This is a genomic window from Mycobacterium sp., assembly GCF_035499775.1.
Taxonomy (GTDB): Bacteria; Actinomycetota; Actinomycetes; order Mycobacteriales; family Mycobacteriaceae; genus Mycobacterium.
In genome coordinates this window covers 1-16,399 of record NZ_DATJYB010000630.1, presented here as the reverse complement: position 1 = coordinate 16,399, position 16,399 = coordinate 1, and the positions used below count along the sequence as shown (strand labels likewise).

The window sequence follows — 16,399 nt, the reverse complement described above, 5'->3', positions numbered from 1 at the left end:
TTGTCGATCGCAACCGTGCGGCGGCCCGGGCGTCGTGGCGGCTCCCCCCGCCACGTAGGCGGGGCTGCAGCGACCGGCTGCCACGTGGGCGCTGCCGTGGATACCCGCGGCGTTGGTGTGTCTACCCGCCTGGGCATTGTCGGCGGCGTCGCGTACACGGTGGGCCCAGCGCCAGTGGGCGCCGGTCGCGGGGTCGGCGCTGCGGTTGCGTCGCGGGCAGCATCGGCCAGCTCGATCGTCGTCGCGAACCGCTGGTTGGGGTCTTTGGCCAGGCCCTTCTCGGTGACGCGGTCGAAGCCGACGGAAAGACCCGGGTTGGTGAGCGAGGGCCGCGGTGGCGGGGTCGCGACGTGGCCCGCGTACAGCTGCTCGAGACTGTCGCCGGGGTAGGGAAGCTCCCCGGTCAGGCATTCGTACAGCACGCAGGCCAATGCGTAGACGTCGACCCGCGCGTCGGCGTCTTTGGTGGTGAAGCGCTCGGGCGCCATGTACTGCCAGGAGCCGATGACGCCGCTGGTCCCGGTCAAACCCGTCTCGCCGGCTGCGCGCGCGATCCCGAAATCGATCAGGTACGCATAGTCGTCCTCGTCGACCAAGATGTTTGACGGCTTGACGTCGCGGTGCACCAACCCGGCCTTGTGTGCCGCGTGCAGCGCCCTGGCCACCTGCTCCACGATTCGTACCGCCCGGCGGGGTTCCATCGGGCCGTCGGACAGAACTGCCTGCAGGTCGCGTCCCTCGATGAGCCGCATGTCCACGAACAGCTGCCCGTCGATCTCGCCGTAGAAGTGAATGGGAATCACGTGCGGGTTGGCCAACTTCGCCGCCGCATGGGCTTCGCGCCGGAACCGTTGCTGGAACACGTCGTCTTGGGACAGGTATTTCGGAAGCAACTTCAGCGCGACCACCCGGTGGTGAGCGTGTCAAACGCGCGCCACACCTCACCCATCCCGCCGCGGCCCAGTAACTCGATCAGCCGGTAGCGCCCGAACGGCGTCCCGTCATCGGCTGATGGCTGGTCGGTCACAAGCACCCCCTCGGGCATGGTGTGCGCTAGCCACAAAGCCCAGCTGAGTTGCCACGCATCTGTGCTCCTATCGTTTTAGCCGCATCAAGTCAAGGGGTGACGGCAACATGCGTGATCGGGCTTGAAGGATTCTTGGGGCGGATGCGGGGTGATTGGAGTGACGCAGCAGAGTGCGCCGGCGTGTCGCCGCGCGAACGTCCCTGACATCGAGATATCCGGTCGCTCAAAGCAACTCGTCGGCGACCCGCGGCCGCGCTGACGGGCACAACGTGCCGAGTTACGTAAGAATGGATCAGGTGGACGACTGGGCCGAAACCGACCTGGCATGGGAACTCGCCGAAATAGCCTGCCTGCTGATGCCTGAGCGCGACCGCATCGAGGTGTACACCGCCATCGGCGCCGGCTATTCCTACACCGCAATCGGCACCCTCCTCAGGACGATCGACCGCGCGGACGTAGCGATATCTCCCGCTCTGGAAGCCAGACTCGACGAGTGGCTCAGCGCATACGTCCATCATTGCGACGCGCCCCGACTGCAGAAAATCCTCGACTCGATCAGGTCGACCGGCTGACCCACGTCAGAGCGAACTGGGCAACCCGAACTTCGCGAACAGCCTGTCGTCCAGGAACGCCACCACGTGTGACACGCCGTCGGCCGTCATATCCAGCACGTGCAGCTGAAAGGGCACATGCACCTCGCCCTGGCGCATGTACATGGCCGCGGCGGGCTGACCGTTGGCGACCAACGGGAGCAGGCGCATATCGCCGGCGGACTCGGCGGGGCACTGCTGGTGAATCAGCGTGATGATGTCCCGCGCACCCCGGTACCAGCCGGTGTACGGCGGCATCTCCCAGATCGCCTCGCTGGTGAACAGCTCCACCAACCGGTCGATGTCGTAGGACTCGAACGCTGCGATGTAGCGCCCCAGCCGGTCCTGTGCCTCCGCGGAATCCGGCGCCACCAGCGGGTCGTCGGCGCTGGGCCCGACCGCCTCCAGCTGGGACCGAGCCCGCTGCAGCAGGCTGTTGACGGCGACCGTGGTGGTGCCGATCGCGCTGGCCACCTCGGCGGACTTCCACTGCAGCACCTCACGCAGCAGCAATACCGCCCGCTGTCTGGGTGAAAGATGCTGCAGCGCAGCGACGAACGCCAACCGCACCGACTCCCGTGACCCCACGATGGCCGAGGGGTCATCCGCAAGATCTGGCAACGGCTCGAGCCAGGGCACCTCGGCGCGTTCCACCGGCTCGGCCGTCGGGTCCGAACTGGACGTCCCCAGCCCGGTCGGCAACGGCCGGCGCTGCTGGCCCTCCAGCGCGGTCAGGCAGGTATTGGTGGCGATGCGATGCAGCCAGGTCCGCAGCGACGATTTGCCTTCGAAACGGTCGTACGACTTCCAGGCGCGCAGGAATGTCTCCTGCACCAGGTCCTCAGCGTCGTGCAGCGACCCCGTCATCCGATAGCAGTGCGCCAGCAGTTCGCGACGGTAGGGCTCGGCGTGGGTGGAGAAGTCTGCCCCGGAGAACTCTCGTGGGGCCTCGGAATTTTCTGCGAGCAGGCTCACCCGATCGAGCCTACGCAGAATGTGTGACACACCCGCCCAGGGAGCCATTACGCTGCCCGTAATGACTATCAACCGCGATGAACGGAATTTCGACGGCGTCGGCGGCGTGCGCATCGTCTACGACGTCTGGATGCCCGACACCCCGCCGAAAGCGGTGGTCGTGCTGGCGCACGGTTTCGGCGAGCATGCCCGCCGCTACGACCACGTCGCGCAGCGGTTGGGCGAGGCCGGGCTGGTCACGTACGCGCTGGACCACCGCGGGCACGGGCGTTCCGGCGGCAAGCGGGTCATGGTGCGGGATGTCTCCGAGTTCACCGCCGACTTCGACACTCTGGTGGGGATCGCCAAGCGCGAACACCCCGGCCTCAAGTGCATCGTGCTGGGACACAGCATGGGCGGTGGGATCGTCTTCGCTTACGGGGTCGAACGCCCGGACAACTACGACCTGATGGTGCTCTCGGGGCCCGCTGTGGCGGCCCAGGACATGGTGCACCCGCTGGTGGTGCTCGCGGCCAAGGGCCTCGGCGTCCTCATGCCCGGTCTGCCGGTGCAGGAACTCGACTTCAAGGCCATTTCCCGCGACCCGGAGGTGGTGGCGGCATACGAGAACGATCCGCTGGTCTACCACGGTCGGGTCCCCGCCGGTCTGGGCCGGGCGCTGCTGCAGGTCGGCGAGACCATGCCGCAGCGGGCTCCGGCGCTGACGGCGCCGCTGCTGGTGGTGCACGGCGCCGAGGACCATCTGGTTCCCGCCGAGGGCAGCCGCCGCCTGGTGGAATGCGTCGGATCGACCGATGTCGAGTTGAAGGTCTACCCCGAGCTGTACCACGAGGTGTTCAACGAGCCGGAGCAAGACCAGGTGCTCGACGACGTGGTCGCCTGGATCAACAAGCGACTCTAAAAGAGATGTCTGACCCCTCCCGTAGTTTGGCGTTATGACCGACGACAAGATGCTGGCGCGCATCGCTGCGCTGCTGCGGCAGGCCGAAGGCACCGACAACGCCCACGAAGCCGATGCGTTCATGAGCGCCGCGCAACGCCTGGCGACGGCGGCCTCCATCGACTTGGCGGTGGCCCGGTCGCACGCGGCCAGCCGTTCGCCCGCGCAGGCGCCCACCCAGCGGACCATCACTATCGGGACGGCGGGCACCCGCGGGCTGCGAACCTATGTGCAGCTGTTCGTGCTGATCGCGTCCGCGAACGATGTGCGCTGCGACATCGCGTCGAATTCGACCTTCGTCTATGCCTACGGGTTTACCGAGGACATCGACGCGACGCACGCTTTGTATGCCAGCCTGGTCGTGCAGATGGTGCGGGCGTCGGACAGCTATCTCGCTTCGGGCGCGCACCGGCCCACGCCGACGATCACCGCTCGCCTCAATTTTCAGCTGGCCTTCGGGACCCGGGTGGGGCTGCGGCTGGCCGAGGCCCGCGACCAGGCCCGGCAAGAGGTCTCCAAGGACCGTGGACGCGCGCCGGGCACCGCTATCGCCTTGCGAGACAAGGAGGTCGAGCTGCGCGACCACTACCGCAGTACGTCCCGGGCGCGGGGAAGCTGGCAGGCCAGCAGGGCTACGGCCGGGTATTCGTCGGCGGCGCGACGCGCGGGTGACCGGGCCGGCAAGCGGGCGCGGCTCGGAAACAGCCCCGAGCTGCCCGGGGCGCGGACCGCGCTGGGTCATTGACATTGCCGGATTCGGTACGGGATTCCCAGCGCGCCAAGGTTTATGCGGCCGAGGAATTCATCCGGACGTTGTTCGACCGCGCCGCCGAACACGGCTCACCCGCGATTGACTTCTTCGGCACACAGTTGACGCTGCCGCCGGAGGGGCGGTTCGGATCGGTTACGTCGGTGCAGCGCTACGTCGACGACGTGTTGGCACTACCTGCGGTACGGGAGCACTGGCCGTCGGTGTCACCGCTGCGAGTGCGCGCGCGTCGGGCGGCCACCGCGGCACACTACGAAAACCGCGACGGTGCAGGCATTATCGCGGTGCCCGACCGTGACACCGCGGACTGGGCGATGCGTGAGCTGGTGGTGCTGCACGAAGTGGCGCACCACCTGTGCCAGGCTGGGAATTCCATGCCGCCGCACGGTCCGGAGTTCGTCGCGACGATCTGCACGCTGACCGAGCTGGTGATGGGACCCGAAGTCGGCCACGTGCTGCGCGTCGTCTACGCCAAGGAGGGCGTGCGGTGAGCGAGGCAGACCCCGACGACCGGGCGCGTGAGATCGAAACCCAGCTGACCGACGACGAGCGCTTCTCGCTGCTGGTCGGTGTGATGGGGGCAGGCGAGCTGTGGCCGCTGCGCGACGAGCGTATCCCGCCGGGCATTCCGATGAGCGCCGGCTACGTGCCCGGGATTCCGCGCCTGGGTGTCCCGGCGCTGCTGATGAGCGACGCGGGTCTCGGCGTCACCAACCCCGGCTACCGCCCGGGTGATACCGCCACGGCGCTGCCGGCCGGTCTGTCGCTGGCCGCCAGTTTCAACCCGCACCTCGCCCGTGCCGCGGGCGAGGTGATCGGCTCGGAGGCCCGCAGCCGCGGGTTCAACGTACAACTGGCCGGTGCCATGAACCTGGCGCGCGACCCGCGCAACGGCCGCAACTTCGAATACGTCTCGGAGGACCCGCTTTTGAGCGGCGCGATCGCCGCCGAGCAAGTCAACGGGATACAGCAGCACGGCGTCATCTCGACCGTCAAGCACTACTCACTAAACTGCAACGAGACCAATCGGCATTGGCTGGACGCGATCGTCGACCCCGGCGCGCACCGCGAATCCGACCTGCTGGCCTTTCAGATCGCCATCGAGCGATCCCAGCCCGGCGCGGTCATGGCGGCGTACAACAAGGTCAACGGTGAATACGCGGCGGCCAACGAGGTTTTGATCAACGAGGTGCTGAAAGGTGTCTGGGGATACCGCGGTTGGGTCATGTCGGACTGGGGCGGGACACCGGGCTGGGAGTGCGCGCTGCACGGCCTGGACCAGGAGTGCGGTGCCCAGATCGACGCAGTGTTCTGGCAGTCCGAGGCTTTCACCGACCCGCTGCGGGCCGCCTATGCCGACGGGAGGTTGCCCAAAGAGCGCCTGTCGGACATGGTCCGGCGGATCCTGCGGTCAATGTTCGCGGTCGGCGTCGATCGTTGGGATGCCGCGCCGCAGCCGGATATGCTCGCGCACAACGAGATTGCGTTGCGGATCGCACGGCAGGGAATCGTGTTGCTGACCAACCGCGGCGTGCTGCCCGTGGCGCAGGAGACGTCGGCGCGCATCGCTGTGATCGGTGGCCATGCGCAGTCCGGTGTGCCGATCGGTTGCGGGTCCAGCGCTGTCGTACCCCCGGGCGGCTACGCGCAGGTGATTCCCATCGGCGGGCCCGGCCTGACGGGCGGACTGCGCAACCTCTACCTGCTGCCGTCCAGCCCGCTCGACGAACTGAGAAGGCAATTCCCCAGCGCGCACATCGAATTCGACCCGGGCATCAGCCCGGCCGAGGCGGTGCTGGCGGCGCAGCGGGCAGACGTCGTGATCGTGTTCGCGATCCGGGTCGAAGGGGAGGGCATCGACGGCGCCGACCTGTCGCTGCCCTGGGGCCAGGACGCGGTGATCGCAGCCGTGGCCGCCGCCAACCCGAACACCGTTGTGGTGCTCGAGACCGGCAACCCCGTCGCCATGCCGTGGCGCGATTCGGTGAATGCCGTTGTGCAGGCCTGGTATCCGGGTCAGGCCGGCGGTCGGGCGATCGCGGAAGTCATTGCCGGACAGGTGAATCCGTCGGGACGGCTGCCGATCACCTTCCCTGCCGACCTCGGCCAGACGCCGCGTCCCGAGCTGCCCGATCTGGGCGCGCCGTTCGGCACGTCGACCACCATCCGCTACTCCGAAGGAGCCGAGGTCGGCTATCGCTGGTTCGCCAGACAAGGCCAAGAGCCGATGTTCGCGTTCGGGCACGGCCTGTCCTACACCACGTTTGAGTACCGCGACCTGATCGTGGCCGGTGGTGAGACCGTGACGGCCAGCTTCACCGTCCACAACACGGGCGATCGCACCGGCGCCGACGTCCCGCAACTGTATTTGACGGATGGTCCCGACGGACAACGGTTGCGGTTGCTGGGATTTGAGCGGGTCGAGCTGGAGCCGGGCGAGAACTCGCGGGTGACCATCGAGGCTGATCCGCGCCTGCTCGCCCGGTACGACGGCAGCGTCTCAAGCTGGCGGATCGTGCCGGGCGGGTATGCCGTGGCCGTGGGTGCGTCGGCGGTCGCCCTGAAGCTGGCAGCCGAGGTCGAGTTGGCCGGTCGCGTATTCGGGCGTTGACTCTGCCCTGGCGGCGCCGCCTTCTCGCTTCAATCGCGATCTGTGTGCAGTTTCGGCGGCGTCAGTTCAGTCTCGGCGCCGTGCGGCCTGGGCATGCGGGCGGGCCGGCTCACCGAGACTGTAGTGAGGGTGTGGTTTAGTCGGGCTTGTTTTCGCGCCGTGGACGCAGAGTCAATGCCCGAAGGCCCTACTTGACGGCCACCAGCTCGTCGCCGCAGGTGCACCGGTACGCCTCACTCGAGCCGGAACAGTGGCACTCGACCTCGACGCGAACGCGGCATCCACAGCCCTCGTGGCCGCAGGTCAGCAAGGTTCCGGCTTCGTAATTCGCCATTGGTTTTCATCCTTTTCTGTGGCGGTGACTTCGGTGAAGTCCCAGTGGTCGATTCCGTCTGGGTTTTCTTCCGTTTGGAACCCAGAACAACTCTAGCCTATACCCGGTAAGGGTATTTGGGAAGCTCCTACGGCGTTAAGCCACCCGTTGCGCCGTGGCCGTGTGAACGGATAGGACCGATTCGGGTGCAGCAAGATGTGGCCACAGGTACGGCTAACTGCAGGCTATATTTCTGGCTATATTGGGACTCGTGAAGTCGGTACCTCTGAGTGAAGCCAAGGACAAGCTCTCGTCGCTGGTCGAGGAAGCGGATACCACGCACGAGATCATTCAGATCACCAAACACGGTCGGGCGGCCGCGGTTCTCATGTCCGCCGACGATCTTGAATCGCTGCACGAGACGCTGCACGCGCTGCAGACGCTCGGGCTCGTCGATGAACTCGCCCAGGCCGACGCTGAATATGCCGCTGGCGAGACCGTCAGCGGCGAGGAGCTTCGTCGGCGCTACGGGCTGTCGTGACCGATGATGAACGGCCCTGGACGGTGCGGTTTTCGTCGACTCCAGTCCGAGGATTGAATCGGCTGCCGCACAAGATCACAGCGGCGATTGTCGAATTCAGCACTGTGACACTGCCCGAGGATCCGCATCGGCTTTCCAAGCCGCTGCGGTATGAACTCTCGGGATGGCGGGTCGCTCGCCGAGGCGATTACCGGATTACCTTCCGGATCCTCGACGACGACCGAGTCCTGCTCGTCGGACGTGTCGAGCACCGTGCACACATCTATAAGCCGCGATGATCTGACGACGACGGTGCGTCCTGGCCGGGCGACGACCGCACCGCGCCCTGCCGTGGTTATAGCGTTGGCGTTATGGCCCAAGACCCGACCCCGCAAGAAGTCGACGGATTCTTGGACAGCACCGTGATTGACGACGATCCGGCGTTAGCGGCGGCTCTGCAGGCCAGCAACGCGGCCGGGTTACCGCCGATCGCGGTGTCGGCACAGCAGGGCAAGTTCCTGTGCCTGCTGGCCGGTGCGATGCAGGCCCGCCGCATCCTCGAGCTCGGCACGCTGGGTGGTTTCAGCACCATCTGGCTGGCTCGCGGCGCGGGCCCGCAGGGGCGGGTGGTGACGCTGGAATAGGAGCCCAGGCACGCCGAGGTCGCACGGGCCAATATGGAGCGGGCCGGTGTGGCCGACCGGGTGGACGTGCTGGTCGGTGCCGCGCTGGACACGTTGCCGGCGGTGACCGGCGGCCCCTTCGATCTGGTGTTCATCGACGCCGACAAGGAGAACAACCTGGCGTACCTGGACTGGGCGATCCGGCTGACCCGCCCCGGCTCAGTCATCGTGGTGGACAACGTCATTCGTGACGGCCGGATACTGACGGAGTCGGACGACCCCAGGATCACTGCAACCCGTCAGACCTTGCAGGCGATGGGCGAGCACCCGCGCCTGGACACCGCGGTGCTGCAGACGGTCGGGATCTAGGGCTGGGACGGCTTCGCGATCGCGTCGGTCCACTAGCCCGGGCTGAGGTCCCTGACTGCTTGTTCGGCCGAGGTGACCTCGCCCAGCCGCAAAGCCGTCTCGCCGGCGTACAGCGCCGCCCGGTCGACCCACGAGTCGGGCATCCGGCGTTCCGGGGCCGCCGGCGAGAACATCGGACGGCGCGGAGACTGCAGCCGCAGCACGTCGCCCAGGTCGCGATACAGCGGCGCCGCCAACGGACGGCTCACCGCGTTGAGCGTCGCCGGCATGATCTTGGCCCACCCGTCGTCGCGGCACCAGCGCCGGGTGGCGGCATTGGGTACCACGCGATGCCGTAGCGGCCAGGTGAACCCGAACAGATTGGTTTCGATGGTCCTGTCCGCGTTAATGATTCGCCGCTGATACTCCCGGTTGGCGTTGGCCTCATGGGTCAGCAGAAATCGCGTTCCCGCGACGACGCCGCTGGCGCCCGCGTCCAGGGCGGCGCGGGTATCGGCGCCGTCGGCGATTCCGCCGGCGAGGAACACCGGGCGGTCTCGTGCCGCAGCCAGAGCCAGCGGCAGGAAATCCAAGGCCGGCATGGTTCCGACCAGGTGCCCGCCGGCTTCACGACCCTGAGCGATCAAACCGTCGGCGCCCCAGCCGATGGCGCGGCGTGCCTGCGCACGCGAACCCACCATCACCAACACGAAGATGCCGGCGTCGCGCAGGTGCTCGACCAGCTTTCGAGTCTCGCCGAAGGCCAGCACGACGACGTCAACGCGACTGTCGACGCACATCTCGACGTGGCGGCGACCTACGAAGCGCACCAACAGGTTTACCGCGACCGCACGGCCCGGCGCCTCGGTCCGCACCCGGTCGATCGACGCCCGCAGTTGCCACGGCGTGGCCAGGCCCAGTGTTCCGAGACCGCCCGCCTTGGCGACCGCGCCGGCCAGCGGTGGACCGGCGAGGCCGCCGCCCATCCCGGCCTGAGCCACCGGAACGTCGAGCCGGAGTCGGTCCAGGAGGTCGACAGGCATGACAGGACGCTCGGATTAGCCGCAGACCGCGCCGGTCGCCGCTGAGCCGACGAGCTTGACGTACTTGGCCAGTACGCCGGTCTTGTACCGCGGCGGGGGAGGACTGAAATCCTTTTGCCTGGATGCGAATTCGTCAGGGTCGGCCAGCACGTCCAGGGTGCGGGCGGCGACGTCGAGACGGATCCGGTCGCCGTCGCGCAGGAAGGCGATCGGCCCGGCGTCGACGGCCTCCGGCGCGACGTGGCCCACGCACAGGCCGGTCGTCCCGCCGGAGAACCGGCCGTCGGTCAAGAGCAGCACGTCCTTGCCCAGCCCGGCGCCCTTGATGGCGCCGGTGATCGCCAGCATTTCGCGCATCCCGGGCCCACCCTTGGGACCTTCGTAGCGGATCACCACCGCGTCGCCGTTGGTGATGGTGCCGTCCTCCAAGGCGTCCAACGCGGCCCGTTCGCCGTCGAAAACCCTTGCGGTGCCTTCGAACACGTCGGAATCGAAACCGGCCGTCTTGACCACCGCGCCCTCTGGTGCCAGCGATCCGCGCAAAATAGTGATCCCGCCGGTGGCGTGGATCGGTTTGTCCAGCGCGCGCAGCACCTTGCCGTCCGGGTCTGGTGGGGCTATCTCGGCCAGGTTCTCGGCGACCGTCTTGCCGGTCACCGTCAGGCACTCGCCGTGCAGAAGGCCCGCGTCCAGCAGTGCCTTCATCACCACCGGCACGCCACCGACGTGGTCGACGTGCGACATCACGTGCCGCCCGAACGGCTTGACGTCGGCCAGGTGCGGCACCTTCGACCCGATCCGGCTGAAGTCGTCGAGCGACAGTTCCACGTCGGCCTCGTGCGCGATGGCCAGCAGGTGCAGCACCGCGTTGGTGGAGCCGCCGAACGCCATCACCACCGCGATCGCGTTCTCGAACGCCTCCCTGGTGAGGATGTCGCGAGCGGTGATGCCGCGGCGCAGCAGCTCGATGACGGCTTGGCCGCTGCGGCGGGCGAACCCGTCGCGGCGGCGGTCCGTCGCCGGCGGCGCCGCGCTGCCCGGCAACGACATGCCCAGTGCCTCGGCGGCGCTGGCCATGGTGTTGGCGGTGTACATGCCGCCGCAGGCGCCTTCGCCGGGGCAGATCGCCCGCTCGATGGCGTCGACGTCTTCGCGCGGCATCAATCCGCGCGCGCAGGCGCCGACGGCCTCGAACGCGTCGATGATGGTGACCTCGCGCTCGCTGCCGTCGGAGAGCTTGGCCACTCCCGGCAGAATCGAGCCCGCGTAGAGGAACACCGCCGCCAGGTCCAGGCGGGCGGCGGCCATCAGCATCCCGGGCAGTGATTTGTCGCATCCCGCCAGCAGCACCGACCCGTCGAGCCGCTCGGCCTGCATCACGGTCTCGACGCTGTCGGCGATCACCTCGCGGGACACCAGCGAGAAGTGCATGCCCTCATGGCCCATCGAGATGCCGTCGGAAACCGAGATCGTCCCGAACTCGAGCGGGTAGCCGCCGGCTGCGAACACGCCCTCTTTCACGGCTTTGGCCAGCCGGTCCAGCGAGAGATTGCACGGGGTGATTTCGTTCCAGGACGACGCGACCCCGATCTGGGCCTTGGAGAAGTCTTCGTCACCCATGCCTACCGCGCGCAGCATGCCACGGGCGGCGGCCTTCTCCAGGCCGTCGGTCACGTCACGACTACGGGGTTTGATGTCAGGGGTCATTGTTCAAGTATGCGGGGCGCGACCTGCCCATAATCCGCGGGTAATACCCCGCTAGGGTATATGGGGTATGGTGGTTGTGTGACGACGACACCTGCACACGGATATACGCAGCAGAAGGACGACTACGCCAAGCGGCTGCGGCGCATCGAGGGTCAGGTTCGTGGCATCGCGCGGATGATCGAGGAGGACAAGTACTGCATCGACGTCCTCACCCAGATCAGCGCCGCCAACAGTGCGTTGCGGTCGGTGGCCCTCAACCTGCTCGACGAGCACCTGAGCCACTGCGTCACCCGCGCGGTGGCCGAGGGCGGCACAGAGGCCGACGATAAACTTGCCGAAGCCTCGGCCGCCATCGCACGCCTGGTCCGTTCCTGACTCGTCGGGTGTGTTGAAACGCATAGATGGTTAAAACCCGTCATCGCAGGCCGTACGGTTAGGGGCTAGCGTGATCGGGCCGGGGGTGCACCAACGCCGCCCGGGCGATACCGCCCCTTGAGACGCATCAGCCATGACCGAAACCGGAACCGCCGCCGCCCCCGCACGAACGTGGACGCCACGGATCGCCGCGCAACTTGCGGTGCTGGCTGCCGCGGCCTTCATCTACGTCACCGCTGAGTTGCTGCCGGTGGGCGCGCTGTCGGCTATCGCGCGCGACCTCAAGGTCAGCCTGGTCGTGGTTGGCACCCTGTTGTCGTGGTACGCCCTGGTCGCGGCCCTGACGACGGTTCCGCTGGTGCGCTGGACGGCCCATTGGCCGCGGCGCCGGGCGCTGCTGCTCAGCCTGACCTGCCTGACCGTCTCACAGCTTGTCTCCGCGCTGGCGCCCAACTTCGCAGTGCTGGCCGCGGGACGGGTGCTGTGTGCGATCACCCACGGCCTGCTGTGGTCGGTCATCGCGCCGATCGCGACCCGACTGGTGCCGGCCACCCACGCCGGGCGCGCCACGACGTCGATCTACGTCGGAACCAGCCTGGCGCTGGTGGTCGGGAGCCCGCTCACCGCCGCCATGAGCCTGATGTGGGGCTGGCGGCTGGCTGTGGTGTGCATCACCGTCGCGGCTACCGTCGTCACCCTGGCCGCGCTGCTGGTGCTGCCGCAGATGGTGCTCACCGAGGGTCAGCTGATGCACGTGGGCCCGCGGTCGCGGCATCACCGCAATCGGCGGTTGATCACGGTGAGCCTGCTCACGATGATCGCCGTCAGCGGCCACTTCGTCTCCTACACGTTCATCGTGGTGGTCATCCGCGACGTCGTCGGGGTGCGCGGGCCGAATCTGGCCTGGTTGCTGGCGGCCTACGGGTTCGCCGGTCTGCTGGCCGTGCCCCTGGTGGCGCGGCCGCTGGACCATCGGCCCCGGGGCGCCGTACTGGTATGCATGGGTGCGCTGACGACGGCGTTCGTCGTGTTGACCGCACTGGCGTTCGGCAGCCAACGCACCGTGGTGACGGCCCTGATCGGCACCGGCGCGATCGTGCTGTGGGGCGCCATGGCGACCGGCGTGTCGCCGATACTGCAGTCCTCGGCGATGCGCAGCGGCGCCGACGATCCCGACGGAGCGTCCGGCTTGTACGTGACGGCGTTCCAGGTGGGCATCATGGCCGGCTCGTTGGCCGGCGGGCTGTTGTACGAGCGCAGCGTGGCGATGATGCTGACCGCTTCCGCGGGTCTGATGGGTATCGCGTTGATCGGCATGGCCGCTAACCGGCAGCTGTTGGACGATGCCGTGCCGACTTCACCGGACGAGTGAAACGCAGCAGGTCAGCAGCGGTTATTGGGCCGCAGATTTGGTAACTGATTTGCGCGTTGTGCGACACTGGGTCAGACCTGAGAGGGAGGATCGCATATGTCGCGCTGGACGAGGGGAGCTTTCCTCGCCGTTCTGGGCGTGCTCGTGTTGGTGCTGACTGCGGGCACCGCTCTGGGCGACCCCGACCCGCCGCCGCCCCCCGAACCGGGGCCGGTTGCCGCACCCGCCGACCCGCCGGGACCACCGCCGCCGTGGGAGGCACAGCCGCCGCCCGCGCCTATCCCTGCGGAAGGCGTGCTGCCGCCGGCGGCTCCTCCAGCTCCTATCCCTGCCGAAGGCGTGCTGCCGCCGCCCGGTGATCCGCTGCAGCCACAGCCGGCGGGGGCGACGGGCCCGGTCGCCGGGCAGAATGCGACGCCGTTCACCGGCGCGCCGCCGTTCCGGCCGCCGACGTTCAATCCGCTCAACGGTTCGATGGTCGGGGTGGCCAAGCCGATCATCATCGACTTCGCCGTGCCGATCGCCGATCGGCCGATGGCCGAAAACGCCATCCACATTTCGTCGATCCCGCCGGTGCCGGGCAAGTTCTACTGGATGACTCCCTCCCAGGTGCGCTGGCGCCCGCTTTCGTTCTGGCCGCCGAACACGGCGGTGAACATCGATGCGGCCGGCACCAAGTCGAGCTTCCGGACCGGTGACTCGCTGGTGGCGTTGGCCGACGATTCGACGCATCAGATGACGATCACCCGCAACGGGAAAGTGGTTCAGACCTTCCCGATGTCGATGGGGATGTCGGCGGGCGGCCACCAGACCGCGAACGGCACGTACTACGTGCTCGAGAAGATGGCGTCGGTGGTGATGGATTCCTCCACCTATGGCGTCCCGGTCGGCTCGGCCAACGGCTACAAGGTGACCGTCACCGACGCTGTCCGGTTCGACAACAGCGGTAACTTCGTACACAGCGCCCCGTGGTCGGTCGGCGATCAGGGCAAGCGCGACGTCAGCCACGGCTGCATCAACCTCAGCCCGTCTAACGCCAAATGGTTTTTCGACAACTTCGGCAGCGGGGATCCGATCGTGGTGAAGAACTCGGTCGGTACGTATTCGAAGAACGACGGCTCTAACGATTGGCAGCTGTAGGGGCTGCTAACGCGATTCATAGCCGAGCAGGTCAGCGGCATGATTTCGGCGCTGTACGGCCCACCGCCGGCCGCTGACGAGGCCGCTGGTCCGCGGGCTGTGCCAAACTATTTCGAGAACGCGACGGAGGGATGTATATGTCGGGCTGGACGAAGGGAAGCATCTTCGGAGCTCTGAAGGCAGCCGGAATGGCCTCGGTATTGGGCTGGGTGCTGGTGCTGGGCGCGGGTACTGCGCTGGCAGATCCGGATCCCGCTCCCGTTGATCCAGGGGCTGTCGTACCGGCCCCGCCCGGCCCCCCGGCGCCACCGCCACTGGCCCTACCTCCCCCTCTGACCCCTCCGATGTTCGCGGGCCCCGTCGACGGACAGGACCCGACGCCCTTCATGGGCACGCCGCCGTTCGGGCCGCCGAGGATTGCCCCTGCCAATGGCTCGACGGTGGGCGTGGCCGAGCCGATCATGGTCAACTTCCCAGGGCCGGTCGAGGACGCGGGCGCCGCGATCGCCGCCGTTCACGTTTCGTCGGTCCCGCCGGTGCCGGGCAAGTTCTACTGGATGACCCCGACTCAGCTTCGCTGGCGCCCGTTGAGCTTCTGGCCCGCCCATACCACGGTGACGATCGACGCGGGCGGCACCGTGTCGAGCTTCCGGACCGGGGATACGCTGCTGGCGACCGCCGACGACAGCACGCACACATTGACCGTTACCCGCAATGGCGTCGTCGAGAAGTCCTTCCCGATGTCGATGGGTATGTCAGCCGGCAACCACCAGACCGCGAACGGCACCTACTACGTGCAGGAGAAGATGCCGTCAGTGGTGATGGATTCCTCGACCTACGGGGTCCCGGTGAACTCGACCTACGGCTACAAGGTGACGGTCGAGCTGGCCGTCCGCTTCGACAACAGTGGCAACTTCGTGCACAGCGCGCCGTGGTCGGTGGACGACCAGGGCAAGCGTGACGTCAGCCACGGCTGCATCAACATCAGCCCCACCAACGCGAAGTGGTTCTTCGACAACTTCGGTCCGGGTGATCCCATCGTCGTGAAGAACTCCGTGGGCACCTATTCGAAGAACGACGGCTCCAACGACTGGCAAACCTAAGAGTCGATCCTGCAGACACCGCCGAGGTAGCCTTCCGCGCGCCCAGGATTATGTATAGCATCATACATAGGCCGGGTCCGGATGGGAGCGCCGATGGCAAGTCCACGCGAGCGGATGGTGGTGTCTGCTGCGCTGTTGATCAGGGAACGGGGTGCGCACGCCACCGCGATCTCGGACGTGCTCGAGCACAGCGGCGCGCCGCGCGGATCGGCCTATCACTACTTTCCGGGTGGACGTACCCAACTGCTCTGTGAGGCGGTCGACTACGCCGGCGATCACGTCGCCAACATCATCACCCAGGCAGGTCCGAGCGAGCAGCTGTTGGACACGCTGATCGACAAGTACCGACAGCAGCTGCTGGGCAGTGACTTCCGCGCCGGCTGCCCGATCGCGGCGGTGTCCGTCGAAGCGGGCGAACAGGCCGAGCGGGAGCGGATGGCGCCGGTCGTCGAGCGGGCGGCCGCGGTGTTCGACCGCTGGTCGGACCTGCTCGCGCAGCGCTTCATCGCCGACGGTGTTTCGGCGGAGCGAGCAGGCGAATTGGCGGTGCTGGCTGTCTCGGCGGTCGAAGGCGCGCTGCTGCTGGCCCGGGTGCGGCACGACCTGACGCCACTCGATCTTGTTCGTCGCCAGCTACGCGACCTGCTGTTGGCCGAGCTCCCGGAGAGGAACCCGCAATGACCACCACCGACTGGCAGCCCACGGCGTGCATCCTCTGCGAGTGCAATTGCGGCATCGTCGTCCAGGTCGAAGACCGCAAGCTGGCCCGCATCCGTGGCGACAAGGCGCATCCGGCGTCGCAGGGCTACACCTGCAACAAGGCGCTGCGGCTGGACCACTACCAGAACAGCCGCGGTCGCCTGACCTCCCCGCTGCGCCGCCGTCCCGACGGAACCTATGAGGAAATCGACTGGGACACCGCGATTGTCGAGATCGCCGAGGG

At 67.4% G+C, this 16,399-nt stretch carries 16 protein-coding genes and 3 pseudogenes; 14 read left to right on the top strand and 5 right to left on the bottom strand.

The window, feature by feature from the left end:
- Window positions 1–1,045, bottom strand: a pseudogene (locus VML93_RS37585) (protein kinase domain-containing protein); the annotation flags it as partial.
- Window positions 1,046–1,323: 278 nt separating this feature from the next.
- On the opposite strand from VML93_RS37585, the gene VML93_RS37580 reads away from it, so the two are divergent.
- Window positions 1,324–1,599, top strand: coding sequence for a hypothetical protein (locus VML93_RS37580; RefSeq protein WP_325618810.1), 276 nt, complete (start codon window positions 1,324–1,326; stop codon window positions 1,597–1,599).
- A 6-nt stretch (window positions 1,600–1,605) separates the two neighbouring features.
- Here the strand turns inward: VML93_RS37580 and VML93_RS37575 are convergent, their stop codons facing one another.
- Window positions 1,606–2,706: a sigma-70 family RNA polymerase sigma factor gene (locus VML93_RS37575; RefSeq protein WP_325618809.1), complete on the bottom strand. Its 1,101-nt coding sequence runs from the start codon at window positions 2,704–2,706 to the stop codon at window positions 1,606–1,608.
- Here VML93_RS37575 and VML93_RS37570 point away from each other — a divergent pair.
- From VML93_RS37570 to VML93_RS37555, 4 genes are read left to right on the top strand one after another with little or no spacing between them, the layout of a single operon-like run.
- Window positions 2,654–3,493 (top strand): lysophospholipase, encoded by an 840-nt coding sequence (locus VML93_RS37570; RefSeq protein ID WP_325618807.1) that lies wholly within the window; start codon window positions 2,654–2,656, stop codon window positions 3,491–3,493. The genes VML93_RS37575 and VML93_RS37570 overlap by 53 nt on opposite strands.
- A 34-nt stretch (window positions 3,494–3,527) precedes the next feature.
- On the top strand, window positions 3,528–4,277 hold the full coding sequence (locus VML93_RS37565; RefSeq protein WP_325618805.1) for a DUF2786 domain-containing protein: 750 nt from the start codon (window positions 3,528–3,530) through the stop codon (window positions 4,275–4,277).
- Window positions 4,274–4,792, top strand: a complete 519-nt coding sequence (locus tag VML93_RS37560; RefSeq protein WP_325618803.1) for a TIGR04338 family metallohydrolase — start codon at window positions 4,274–4,276, stop codon at window positions 4,790–4,792. The genes VML93_RS37565 and VML93_RS37560 overlap by 4 nt, the downstream gene beginning before the upstream one ends.
- Complete coding sequence (locus VML93_RS37555; protein WP_325618802.1) at window positions 4,789–6,912, top strand: beta-glucosidase; 2,124 nt, start codon at window positions 4,789–4,791, stop codon at window positions 6,910–6,912. The genes VML93_RS37560 and VML93_RS37555 overlap by 4 nt, the downstream gene beginning before the upstream one ends.
- 187 nt (window positions 6,913–7,099) lie before the next feature.
- Here VML93_RS37555 and VML93_RS37550 read toward each other — a convergent pair whose 3' ends face one another.
- Window positions 7,100–7,246 carry a metallothionein gene (locus VML93_RS37550; protein ID WP_325618800.1) on the bottom strand — a complete coding sequence of 49 codons (147 nt, stop codon included), beginning with the start codon at window positions 7,244–7,246 and terminating at the stop codon, window positions 7,100–7,102.
- Between the two features lie 250 nt (window positions 7,247–7,496).
- On the opposite strand from VML93_RS37550, the gene VML93_RS37545 reads away from it, so the two are divergent.
- The 3 genes and pseudogenes from VML93_RS37545 (at window position 7,497) to VML93_RS37535 (ending at window position 8,737) form a co-directional block, all read left to right on the top strand.
- Window positions 7,497–7,766 (top strand): type II toxin-antitoxin system Phd/YefM family antitoxin, encoded by a 270-nt coding sequence (locus VML93_RS37545; protein ID WP_325618798.1) that lies wholly within the window; start codon window positions 7,497–7,499, stop codon window positions 7,764–7,766.
- Window positions 7,763–8,044, top strand: a complete 282-nt coding sequence (locus VML93_RS37540; protein ID WP_325618796.1) for a type II toxin-antitoxin system RelE/ParE family toxin — start codon at window positions 7,763–7,765, stop codon at window positions 8,042–8,044. Before VML93_RS37545 ends, VML93_RS37540 begins: the two co-directional genes overlap by 4 nt.
- Before the next feature lie 72 nt (window positions 8,045–8,116).
- Window positions 8,117–8,737 (top strand): annotated as a pseudogene (locus VML93_RS37535) (O-methyltransferase).
- 32 nt (window positions 8,738–8,769) lie between these two features.
- Here the strand turns inward: VML93_RS37535 and VML93_RS37530 are convergent.
- Together VML93_RS37530 and ilvD are read right to left on the bottom strand one after the other, a co-directional pair.
- A complete protein-coding gene (locus tag VML93_RS37530) occupies window positions 8,770–9,759 on the bottom strand; it encodes a nitronate monooxygenase (RefSeq protein WP_325618794.1) in 990 nt (329 codons plus the stop codon).
- 15 nt (window positions 9,760–9,774) lie between these two features.
- Window positions 9,775–11,466 (bottom strand): dihydroxy-acid dehydratase, encoded by a 1,692-nt coding sequence (gene ilvD, locus VML93_RS37525; protein ID WP_325618792.1) that lies wholly within the window; start codon window positions 11,464–11,466, stop codon window positions 9,775–9,777.
- Between the two features lie 60 nt (window positions 11,467–11,526).
- Between ilvD and VML93_RS37520 the strand changes: the two genes are divergently transcribed.
- The 6 genes and pseudogenes from VML93_RS37520 to VML93_RS37495 all read left to right on the top strand — a co-directional run.
- Complete coding sequence (locus VML93_RS37520; protein WP_414686552.1) at window positions 11,527–11,841, top strand: metal-sensitive transcriptional regulator; 315 nt, start codon at window positions 11,527–11,529, stop codon at window positions 11,839–11,841.
- A gap of 133 nt (window positions 11,842–11,974) precedes the next feature.
- Window positions 11,975–13,213 carry an MFS transporter gene (locus VML93_RS37515; RefSeq protein ID WP_325618788.1) on the top strand — a complete coding sequence of 413 codons (1,239 nt, stop codon included), beginning with the start codon at window positions 11,975–11,977 and terminating at the stop codon, window positions 13,211–13,213.
- Between the two features lie 96 nt (window positions 13,214–13,309).
- On the top strand, window positions 13,310–14,353 hold the full coding sequence (locus VML93_RS37510) for a L,D-transpeptidase (RefSeq protein WP_325618786.1): 1,044 nt from the start codon (window positions 13,310–13,312) through the stop codon (window positions 14,351–14,353).
- Window positions 14,354–14,490: 137 nt separating this feature from the next.
- On the top strand, window positions 14,491–15,456 hold the full coding sequence (locus tag VML93_RS37505; protein WP_325618784.1) for a L,D-transpeptidase: 966 nt from the start codon (window positions 14,491–14,493) through the stop codon (window positions 15,454–15,456).
- Between the two features lie 93 nt (window positions 15,457–15,549).
- Window positions 15,550–16,137, top strand: a complete 588-nt coding sequence (locus VML93_RS37500; RefSeq protein ID WP_325618782.1) for a TetR/AcrR family transcriptional regulator — start codon at window positions 15,550–15,552, stop codon at window positions 16,135–16,137.
- Window positions 16,134–16,399, top strand: a pseudogene (locus VML93_RS37495) (molybdopterin oxidoreductase family protein); the annotation flags it as partial. The gene VML93_RS37500 and the pseudogene VML93_RS37495, both read left to right, overlap by 4 nt.

Coding starts and splice junctions, on each gene's coding strand:
- VML93_RS37515 (WP_325618788.1), top strand. CDS start 11,975: ATGACCGAAACCGGAACCGCCGCCGCCCCCGCACGAACGTGGACGCCA.
- VML93_RS37565 (WP_325618805.1), top strand. CDS start 3,528: ATGACCGACGACAAGATGCTGGCGCGCATCGCTGCGCTGCTGCGGCAG.
- VML93_RS37570 (WP_325618807.1), top strand. CDS start 2,654: ATGACTATCAACCGCGATGAACGGAATTTCGACGGCGTCGGCGGCGTG.
- VML93_RS37505 (WP_325618784.1), top strand. CDS start 14,491: ATGTCGGGCTGGACGAAGGGAAGCATCTTCGGAGCTCTGAAGGCAGCC.
- VML93_RS37530 (WP_325618794.1), bottom strand. CDS start 9,759: ATGCCTGTCGACCTCCTGGACCGACTCCGGCTCGACGTTCCGGTGGCT.
- VML93_RS37550 (WP_325618800.1), bottom strand. CDS start 7,246: ATGGCGAATTACGAAGCCGGAACCTTGCTGACCTGCGGCCACGAGGGC.
- VML93_RS37520 (WP_414686552.1), top strand. CDS start 11,527: ATGGGGTATGGTGGTTGTGTGACGACGACACCTGCACACGGATATACG.
- VML93_RS37510 (WP_325618786.1), top strand. CDS start 13,310: ATGTCGCGCTGGACGAGGGGAGCTTTCCTCGCCGTTCTGGGCGTGCTC.
- VML93_RS37500 (WP_325618782.1), top strand. CDS start 15,550: ATGGCAAGTCCACGCGAGCGGATGGTGGTGTCTGCTGCGCTGTTGATC.
- ilvD (WP_325618792.1), bottom strand. CDS start 11,466: ATGACCCCTGACATCAAACCCCGTAGTCGTGACGTGACCGACGGCCTG.
- VML93_RS37575 (WP_325618809.1), bottom strand. CDS start 2,706: ATGCGCACGCCGCCGACGCCGTCGAAATTCCGTTCATCGCGGTTGATA.